The organism is Collinsella sp. AM28-11LB (genome assembly GCF_003469895.1).
Taxonomy (GTDB): domain Bacteria; phylum Actinomycetota; class Coriobacteriia; order Coriobacteriales; family Coriobacteriaceae; genus Collinsella.
On sequence record NZ_QSKJ01000018.1, the window covers coordinates 1 to 8,770 of the forward strand.

The 8,770-nt window shown below is 60.8% G+C and carries 7 protein-coding genes; 6 read left to right on the forward strand and 1 reads right to left on the reverse strand.

Features of this window, described 5'->3' with window-relative positions; translation table 11 throughout:
* Nucleotides 1–291 precede the first annotated feature (291 nt).
* Nucleotides 292–1,866 carry a lipopolysaccharide biosynthesis protein gene (locus DW732_RS09565; protein ID WP_233539432.1) on the reverse strand — a complete coding sequence of 525 codons (1,575 nt, stop codon included), beginning with the start codon at nucleotides 1,864–1,866 and terminating at the stop codon, nucleotides 292–294.
* A 178-nt stretch (nucleotides 1,867–2,044) separates the two neighbouring features.
* Between DW732_RS09565 and DW732_RS09570 the strand changes: the two genes are divergently transcribed.
* The 6 genes from DW732_RS09570 (at nucleotide 2,045) to DW732_RS09595 (ending at nucleotide 8,510) form a co-directional block, all read left to right on the forward strand.
* Entirely contained in the window at nucleotides 2,045–3,616 is a 1,572-nt protein-coding gene (locus DW732_RS09570; protein ID WP_118099410.1) for an L-lactate permease, read from the forward strand.
* Nucleotides 3,617–3,894: 278 nt separating this feature from the next.
* The gene (gene pckA / locus DW732_RS09575) at nucleotides 3,895–5,565 is read left to right on the forward strand and encodes a phosphoenolpyruvate carboxykinase (ATP) (protein ID WP_199569791.1); all 1,671 of its coding nucleotides are present in this window, start codon (nucleotides 3,895–3,897) and stop codon (nucleotides 5,563–5,565) included.
* A 227-nt stretch (nucleotides 5,566–5,792) separates the two neighbouring features.
* Nucleotides 5,793–6,512 (forward strand): B3/4 domain-containing protein, encoded by a 720-nt coding sequence (locus DW732_RS09580; protein WP_118099411.1) that lies wholly within the window; start codon nucleotides 5,793–5,795, stop codon nucleotides 6,510–6,512.
* A 173-nt stretch (nucleotides 6,513–6,685) separates the two neighbouring features.
* Nucleotides 6,686–7,135 carry a MarR family winged helix-turn-helix transcriptional regulator gene (locus DW732_RS09585; protein ID WP_117735596.1) on the forward strand — a complete coding sequence of 150 codons (450 nt, stop codon included), beginning with the start codon at nucleotides 6,686–6,688 and terminating at the stop codon, nucleotides 7,133–7,135.
* Nucleotides 7,136–7,254: 119 nt separating this feature from the next.
* Nucleotides 7,255–8,109: a DegV family protein gene (locus DW732_RS09590; RefSeq protein WP_118099412.1), complete on the forward strand. Its 855-nt coding sequence runs from the start codon at nucleotides 7,255–7,257 to the stop codon at nucleotides 8,107–8,109.
* An 80-nt stretch (nucleotides 8,110–8,189) separates the two neighbouring features.
* On the forward strand, nucleotides 8,190–8,510 hold the full coding sequence (locus DW732_RS09595; RefSeq protein WP_117798740.1) for an MGMT family protein: 321 nt from the start codon (nucleotides 8,190–8,192) through the stop codon (nucleotides 8,508–8,510).
* Nucleotides 8,511–8,770 lie beyond the last annotated feature (260 nt).

The following is an 8,770-nucleotide window of genomic DNA, read 5'->3' on the forward strand; positions in this document are numbered from 1 at the left end:
TATGCCGGAATCTCTCCCACAGAAACCACCGAAGAGCCAAATGATTTTTCTGGGACGGGGATTAAATAATCATTTGGCTGCCCGCTGGCTAAGTGAGTAGGCTTTTTTGGAAATGCCGAGCACCCAACATATTTGCCTCAATAAAACCGCAGATCACAGACTTGTATTATGTCGGTGTGGTCGGGGATTCGGTAAAAGTCTACTCACTTAGTTTTGCGTGATGCATATTGTCCGCAACCGGACCCCAGCCGGGGTGATTCCATCGCAAATTCCGGTTCCGGGGGCAGCTAATTAGGCTCCGTACGGGTTCCGGTCTCGCTCGATGCGCTGACGGATGTGGGCGTACTCGATTATCAACAACACCAGCAGTAGGGCCATGACCGCCAGGTAGCTCACCACAGCGCCCATCAGACCCAGCAGCTCAATCAGGATCACCGGCAGCACTACGCTCACGGCGAAGCAGATCAGGTAGATCTTGGTGACGTCGCCGGCGTGGCGCAGCACCGTGATGATGGCGTAGATAAAGTCGATTGCCGCGGTGACGCCGCCGGCGACAACCATCAGCAGTGCCAGCGTGCGGTAGCGCTCAAAGTTAAGGCCGTACATAAAGCTCATGATGGGGATGCCGGGGCCTGCCATAAATGCGGCGCACGCTCCGGTGATGATTACGATCAGCGCCATAACGGCAACAATAATCAGGTCAAAGCGGCGACGCTTGCGCGGATTCGCCCAAATGCTCGATAGACGCAGGAGCTGCGGTTTATAGATAAATCCAATGCTCAACAAAATAGCCTGCGCCGGAAAGAACAGGGCATTAAAGTACAGCTGATACTTGTAGGCCAGTGTGCCTTCCATCACGAACTTGGGCATGCTCTCGATTAGGTTGAACAGGAACAGCGCGCCAAAAAGCGGGGCGCACTGGACAAACAGGTGACCGACCTCGCGCAGACTCATGCGGCGTGATTTTTCGGTCTCGAGCAGGGCGAGCGGCGCGGTGACCAGTACGAGCGAGGCAATCGCGGCGATGCCCATTGACATGGCTGCGATGGGCATGCTGCGCGTGAGGAGCAGGGCAACGCCAAAGACCGCGATGACGCCAACGGAACGCAGCGTTTGGCTCATACCGGCCAGGTAGAGTTTATCGGCCTGCTGCAGGCGGCCTTCGTACGCGTCGGCGACGCCGTCGATGACCTTGTAGAGGTAGACCCCAAGGCCGATCGTCGCCATATGCGCGTCATAGCCGCGGACGCTGCTATAGAGCAGGCCGCAGCCCAAGGCTAGGGCCCCGCAGATCCAACGATTGAGCTGGTAGGAGGCGAAGGACGTCTTTTCGTCGATGTCCGAGACCTGAAAGTTGCGCACGCCGTAGTTGCACGCGATCATGATGAGCGTGCCGGTGACAAAGGCGATGGAGAACTTGCCGGCCTCCTCGGCGCCCACGAGCTGCGTAGACACGATGGTGAGCAGGGGAAACGTCATGCCCCACACGGCGGTGCCGATGGTGTTCCAAAGGTAGTCGCGATGGGTGGCGTGATCTTCGTACTCGGCTTCTTGTGCGGAGAAGCCGCCGCCGTAGACGGCTCCGAGCAGGCGGTTCCACCAGGCATTGACCATGCGGTGGATGGGGCCGGGCTGGCGATTGCGCTCGCGGCGACGGCGTGTGGCCTGGCCGTTGTCGGGACCGCCGGCGTTACGCTGGCTTAGCTCTTGGATGCGTGCGAGCTCCTCGGCGGTGTGAGATGCGGGGAATAGACCGTTCTCGATGCGTCCACCCTGCCCGTGCGCCCCGCCCGATACGGTGGGGTCGGTGACGCCGTTACGGCGGGCGATGGTGCGGCGGATGCTATCGAGGGGCGTGATGCTCAAGGAGATTCCTTTCTATTACTGCGCTCTAGTATAGTCGCGGTGGTATCCATTCGTGTTTTTGAACAGGTTGTTCAATAATTTCGGCGGGCGGCTGTAATTTGTCGGCAAACGTGCGGTATCCTGATGAAGTTTTGTGACCCCCCGATACCGCTTGCGCGGTACCAAGGAGTTTTTACCCATGGATGTCGCTGCGTTTTTGCTGGCTCTTGTGCCGATTATTTGGCTTGTCGTGATGCTGCTGTGCTTTAAATGGCCCGCCTGGAAAGCCGCTATCGGATCGTTTGTCCTTTCGTGCGTGCTTGCCCTTGCGTGGTGGCATTTGCCGGCGGCGCAGATAGCCACGGCCTCGCTCGAGGGCTTTTTGATGGCCCTGTGGCCCATCGTGCTCGTGATTATCGCCGCCGTCTTTACGTATAACCTGTGCGTGCGCACGGGTGCCATGGACGTGATCGGCAGCATGATCACCTCCATCAGCAGCGACCGTCGTCTGCTGGCGTTGCTCGTGGCGTGGTGCTTCGGCGGCTTTATGGAGGGCATGGCCGGCTTTGGTACCGCCGTTGCCATTCCCGCCGGCATGCTCGCGGGCCTTGGTTTTGAGGCCGTGCCCGCCGTGCTGATCTGTCTACTGGCCAACGGCGTGCCCACGCCCTACGGCTCCATCGGCATCCCCACGGTGTCCGTTGCCGACCTGGTGGGCCTGGACCCGCTGCATTTGGCGACCGTTCAGCTGGTGCAGCTCGCACCGTTCTTTGTGGTGATGCCGCTGCTCATTGTATTGGTCGCGGGCCGTGTCGCCGATGATCAAGGCAACGTTGCGAGCGTAAGCGAGCGTCTGCACGGCGTTGCCGGCGTGGCGCTGCTTTCCGGTGTGTCCTTTGTCGGCGCGGCCCTGGTCGTTGCCATGTTCGTGGGTCCCGAGCTTGCCGTGGTCGTGGGCTCCATCGTATCGCTTGCGCTGACCGCCGCGCTTGCCATGCATGCCGAGAAGTCGGGGCATCTGGATGCACGCTTTCACATGAATATCGAGGCCGGCGAACAGCTCACCGCTAAGTCGGCGCTTTCTGCCTGGTCGTGCTTCATCCTGATTTTTGTGCTGCTGTTGGGTACCTCCAACCTGGTGCCCGTCGTGCACGCCGCGCTCGCGCCGTTTGCGAGTTACGTGCAGGTGTATTGCGGTGAGAACCCCGGCACGCTTACGTTTTCGTGGATCAACACGCCGGGTGTTTGGATCTTCCTGGCGGCATTTGTCGGCGGCGCCATTCAGGGCGCGTCGCCGCGCTTGATGGGCGAGGTGCTGGCCGCGACCGTCAAGCAGATGATGCCGACGGTCATTACCATGCTTACGGTGCTGGGTTGCGCCAAGGTGATGGGCTATGCGGGCATGATCTCTTCGATCAGCGCGTTTTGCATTGCGGTCGCCGGCGGCCTGTACCCGATTCTGGCTCCGTGGATCGGCGCCGTCGGTGCGTTCGTGACCGGTTCGGGCACGTCCTCAGGCATGCTGTTTGGCCCCATCCAGAGCCAGGCCGCTACGGCGCTGGGTGTGAGCGACTACTGGATGGTCGCGCTGAATGCGCTTGGCGTTGCCGCCGGTAAGATGATTTCGCCGCAGACGCTCGCGATCGGTCTTGCCGCCGTGCATGTACGCGGTAAGGACGCTGAACTCCTGGGCGCGGTGCTGCCCTACGCTGCCGGCATGCTGGTCCTGATGAGCGCCATAGCCATGCTCGGCCAAAACCTGCCGCTGTAGTTGACACTTGGGGACGTTCCTTTTGTGCCGGCACTTTGGGAACGTCCCTAAGTGCCGGCATCTGGGGACACTCCTTGGTTGTTGCCTGTTCAAGAGTGTCCCTGATGGCTAGTCGTTTAAGAACGTTCCCAATGACTAGGCCGCTTGCGTGCGATTTTTGACCGTTGGGCGGGTGCTTCGCGGTTGCCGCAAAAACGTTTTTGCATATCGGGTACAACGGGCTTTATGTGAGTAAAGTGCGCGCCGCGTCCACGTGCCGCGTTTTTAAAGGAGGCCCCATGTCTGGTGTTACCCCTGCAGAAGTTCTGTCCAACTTTGGCATTACGCTGGTCGAAGATCCCGCCGAGAATCAGCCCCGTCTGCTGGTCGATTTGCCCGCGGCGGAGCTCGTCGAGCACGCCATCCGCCGCGAAGAGGGCCGTATGGCGTCCAATGGCGCACTCGTGATCGAGACGGGGGAGCGCACCGGTCGTTCGCCCAACGATCGCTTTATCGTCGACACGCCCGACGTGCACGACAAGATCGCCTGGGGCGCCGTCAACCGACCGCTTTCGATTGAGAGCTACGAGACCATCAAGGCCGGTATCGTCGACTACCTCAACGAGCGCGACGTGTTCGTCACGCGCGGCATGGCGGGCGCCGACCGCAACCACACGCGTCGCCTGCTCGTCGCCTGCGAGCGTGCCAGCCAGGCGCTCTTCATTAAGCAAATGCTCGCCCGTCCGCTCGCTCGCGAAATTGCGCGCACCGGTGAGCCGGACTTCTGCGTGCTCGCCGCGCCGGGCTACCAGTGCGATCCTGCCATCAAGGGCCTCAACTCCAGCGCCGCCGTGGTCATCAACTTCCAGGAACGCGTGATTCTGGTCGCCGGCACCGGCTATTCCGGCGAGATCAAAAAGTCCATCTTCAGCGTCATGAATTACCTGCTGCCTGTCGAGGACGATGTGCTGCCCATGCACTGCTCGGCCAGCATGGATCCCGTCACGCACGAGACCGCGGTGTTCTTTGGCCTGTCGGGCACCGGCAAGACCACGCTTTCGGCCAACCCCACGCGACTGCTGATCGGTGACGACGAGCACGGCTGGTCCGACATGGGCATCTTCAACATCGAGGGCGGCTGCTACGCCAAGTGCGAGGGCCTGGACGCGTTCCACGAGCCCGAGATCTTCAACGCCGTTCGCTTTGGCGCCATCTGCGAAAACGTGGTGCTCGACGAGAACCGCAAGCCCAACTATGATGACGTCTCGATCACGCACAATACGCGCGTGGCCTATCCCGTTGAGCATATCCCCAACGCGTGGACCAAGGGCATGGGCACCATCCCGAGCGTCGTGCTGTTTTTGACCTGCGATGCCTTTGGCGTGCTGCCGCCCATCTCGCGCCTAACGGCCGATGCCGCCATGTATCACTTTGTGACAGGCTTTACGGCCAAGATCCCCGGCACCGAGGTCGGCGTCACCGAGCCCACGCCCACGTTCTCCTCGCTGTTTGGCGAGCCGTTTATGCCGCTCGACCCTATGGTCTACGCCAAGATGCTCGGCGAGCGCATTGCCGACGGCCGCACGCGCGTGTACCTGGTCAATACCGGCTGGATCGGTGGCGGCTACGGCGTTGGCCATCGTATCGAGCTTGCCTACACGCGCGCCCTGGTGGCCCGCGCCCTCGACGGTACCATCGAGGACAGCGAGTTCGTGCACGACGATATCTTTAACGTCGACATTCCCACCACGTGCCACGGTGTGCCCGACGGCATCCTGGTGCCGCGCCAGTACTGGCAGAGCACCGCGCGCTACGACGAGGCCGCGCACAACCTGGCGGTGATGTTCGAGGAGAACTTCGAGAAGAAGTACTCGCACCTGCCCGAGTCCGTCAAGGCCGCCGGCCCGCACGCCCAGGTGCCCGCCGAGGCCCGTCATCGCGGCCGCGGCCTGCTGGGACTTCGTCTCTAGCATCGCCGCGAGTTCAAAACCACCACAAAGGGGACAGGCACCTTTGTGGTGGTTTTGCTCGGGCGGATGACTCGGGTTACAATACGCCTGACATATCGCCCCCTTCTCCGGATGGGGGCAGCGTAAGCGCTCTTGTGGCGGCACCGTAGGACTTTGAAGGTGGCCGTCGTAAGGGCGCTTTTTGTTTAGGCGCCCGGGCTCGGGCGCACGCTATGAAGGGAGAGCACATGAAGAGTTTCGTTGCCGAGGATTCGTTTTGGGAACTGTTTCCGCAGGCGGCTATCGGCGTTGTGGTCGTAAAGGGCATGAAGCCCGCGGCGCAGATTTCCCAGGAGGACGTGGATGCGATTGCCGCGCTGCTTGACCGCGCCAATATCGATGCGGAGCGTCACCTGACGAGCGATACCATCAGCGAGAATGCGCCGGTCAAGGCATGGCGCGAGGCGTATCGTCTGTTCAAGACTAAGAAGGGCGCGCGTTGTTCGATTGAGAACCTGCTTAAGCGCGTGCTCAAAGGCAAACCGGTCGGTCATATTACGCCGGCGGTGGATATCTACAACACGGTGTCGCTGACCTATGCGCTGCCTGTTGGCGGTGAGGATGTGCACGCGATTGAGGGCAATCTGCGCTTGGCGGTGACCGATGGCGCCGATGCGTTCCTGCCGCTTGGCGAGGAGACAGATGATCCGACGCTTTCCGGCGAGCTCGCCTATATTGACGATGCGGGCGCCGTGTGCCGCTGCTGGAACTGGCGCGACGGCGTTCGCACGGCGCTGTCCGACGATTCGGCCGATGCATTCCTGGCGATTGAGTGCGTGGAGCCCGAGCGGATGGGGGATTGCCAGGCTGCCGTTGATCGCCTCGCTGAGTTGCTTGAGCGCTATCTGGGAGCGACGGTTGTCGTCAAGACGCTTGTGACTCGCGACAATCCTTGCGTGGAGCTGTAGCGAAGTCTGCGGATCAAACTCGACGGTCAAAACCACCACAAAGGTGCCTGTCCCCTTTGTGGTGGTTTTTATGTTGATGGGTTAACAAATGGGGCGTGTGGGGCTGCCGGTCGCTGAGTACGGCTAAGATGTTTACTCGTTAGCATTATGCAAGCGAAAGGCGGTTGTCTCCCATGCAGCAGAGCGACGAGACACGTTTCGAGGACTTTGTCGGACTGATCAGCGGTCTCTACAAGGAGATCCAGCGCATTAAGGCATCTGAGGGCGCAAGGCTGGGCCTCAAGGGCTCCGATGTTATGTGCCTGTACTATCTGGAGCGCAGCAAGGACGGCTTGACTGGGGCCGACCTCGCCCGCATGGCAGGCGTGACCCGTGCCGCTGTCTCGCGCACGCTGGCGCATCTGGAGGAGGGCGGCTACGTCGAGGTCGAAGATTCGGGCGATGCTGCCGTTAAATACCGTGCCCCGGTTCGTCTGACCACGTTGGGTGGCGAGAGCATGAACGAGGCCGATCGCATTATTCGCGAAGTGCTCGACACCACCGGCAAGACCATGGGCGTGGAGCAGCGCGAGCAGATGTACGCGTCGTTGCGCACGATTCTCAATACCCTGCGCGAGCTGTAGAGCCGCTGGGGCATTTGCTTCCGATAAACAACTGCAGAGTCCCGTTTGAGCGCGTTCGCCGTGCCGGGGCATTGCTGTCGAAATTCCCTGCGCGAGGCCCGCGCAAGAAAGGATCAACTATGTCTGTCCGCATTATTACCGATTCCGCAAGCGATATGTCGCCGGCCGAGCATCCGGCGCTGGCCGTTTTGCCGCTGTCCGTCACCTTTGGCACCGATGTGTACATGGATGGCGTCGACATCGACCACCAGCGTTTTTACGAGATGCTCGTGGAGCGCGATGAGCTGCCCATGACCGGCCAGGTCAACCCGTATGCCTTTTCGCAGGCGATTGCCGAAGCACGTGAGGCCGGCGACGAGGCCGTGATTATTACCGTGGGCGCTAAGCTTTCGGGCACCAATCAGAGTGCCCGTACCGCACTTGCCGAGGCGCCAGGTGGCGACGTGTTCGTGGTAGACAGCAACAACGTCACCCTGGGCGAGCGCGTCCTGGTCGAGTATGCGCTGCGCTTGGTGGACGAGGGCCGCAGTGCATCTCAGATCGCGGCGGCTGTCGAGGCCGTGCGCGACCGAGTTGTGGTTATTGGCCTGCTCGAGACGCTGGAGTATCTGGTGCGCGGCGGTCGACTGTCTGCTGCGGCGGGCGCCGTGGGTACGCTGCTCAACGTAAAGCCCGTGGTGGCTGTAGAGGACGGTCTGATCGTACAGCTGGGCAAGGCGCGCGGCTCCAAGAACGGTCGTAACCTGCTGAACCAGAAGGTCGAAAAGGCGGGCGGCGTCGACTTCGCCATGCCCCTGGCGCTTGGCTATACGGGACTTTCGGATGCGGTGCTCAAGAAGTATATTGAGGACAGCGTGGCGCTGTGGGCTGGCCACATCGAGGGCGAGCTGCCCGTCCATACCATCGGCGCCACCATCGGCACCCACGTAGGTCCCGGCGCCGTAGCCATAGCCTTCTTCCAGCTTACCAACTAACCGACCTGCCATAAACCACCACAAAGGGGACAGGCACCTTTGTGGTGGTTTATGCTTTTCCGGATGGAAAGGAGTGAGCAATGGCGTCTGAGGGCTTTTTTGAACGGGTGTACGAGGTGGTCGAGCAGATCCCCGAAGGGATGGTCGCCACGTACGGTCAGGTGGCGCTGCTCGCCGGTCGTCCGCGGAGCGCGCGGTACGTTGGGTATGCCCTACATAGCAATCCGCGCCCCGGCGAGATTCCCTGTCACCGTGTGGTGTTTGCCGACGGGCACATTTGCGAGGGTTTTGCTTTTGGCGGTCCCGATGCTCAACGTGAGCTTTTGCTAGGGGAGGGTGTGGCGTTTAAGGACGACATGCACGTCGATCTGGGCGCCTGTCGCTGGCCTGCCGGACTCTAACGGTTCTGCCGTGGCTAAAACCACCACAAAGGTGCCTGTCCCCTTTGTGGTGGTTTTAGTTTACCCTAGCTAACTTATGGAGAAGGTGTGGCGGAGCATATTGACGCTACAAAGTAAACAACGGTGAACTATATTGTATTCAGCAACGGAGCAGGCAATAGGCGATGAAAAAGCCTGCCCTGTTAAGTTTGATTCGCATTCCTCCCCTCTGTGCGATTCAACGGTGTACTTCGGGAACGGGCCCGCTGGCAACTGACTGC

Excerpts from the sequence above, each read along its gene's own strand:
- DW732_RS09580 (WP_118099411.1), top strand. The coding sequence starts at position 5,793 with ATGAAGAGTTTCGTTGCCGAGGATTCGTTTTGGGAACTGTTTCCGCAG.
- DW732_RS09570 (WP_118099410.1), top strand. The coding sequence starts at position 2,045 with ATGGATGTCGCTGCGTTTTTGCTGGCTCTTGTGCCGATTATTTGGCTT.
- pckA (WP_199569791.1), top strand. The coding sequence starts at position 3,895 with ATGTCTGGTGTTACCCCTGCAGAAGTTCTGTCCAACTTTGGCATTACG.
- DW732_RS09585 (WP_117735596.1), top strand. The coding sequence starts at position 6,686 with ATGCAGCAGAGCGACGAGACACGTTTCGAGGACTTTGTCGGACTGATC.
- DW732_RS09590 (WP_118099412.1), top strand. The coding sequence starts at position 7,255 with ATGTCTGTCCGCATTATTACCGATTCCGCAAGCGATATGTCGCCGGCC.
- DW732_RS09595 (WP_117798740.1), top strand. The coding sequence starts at position 8,190 with ATGGCGTCTGAGGGCTTTTTTGAACGGGTGTACGAGGTGGTCGAGCAG.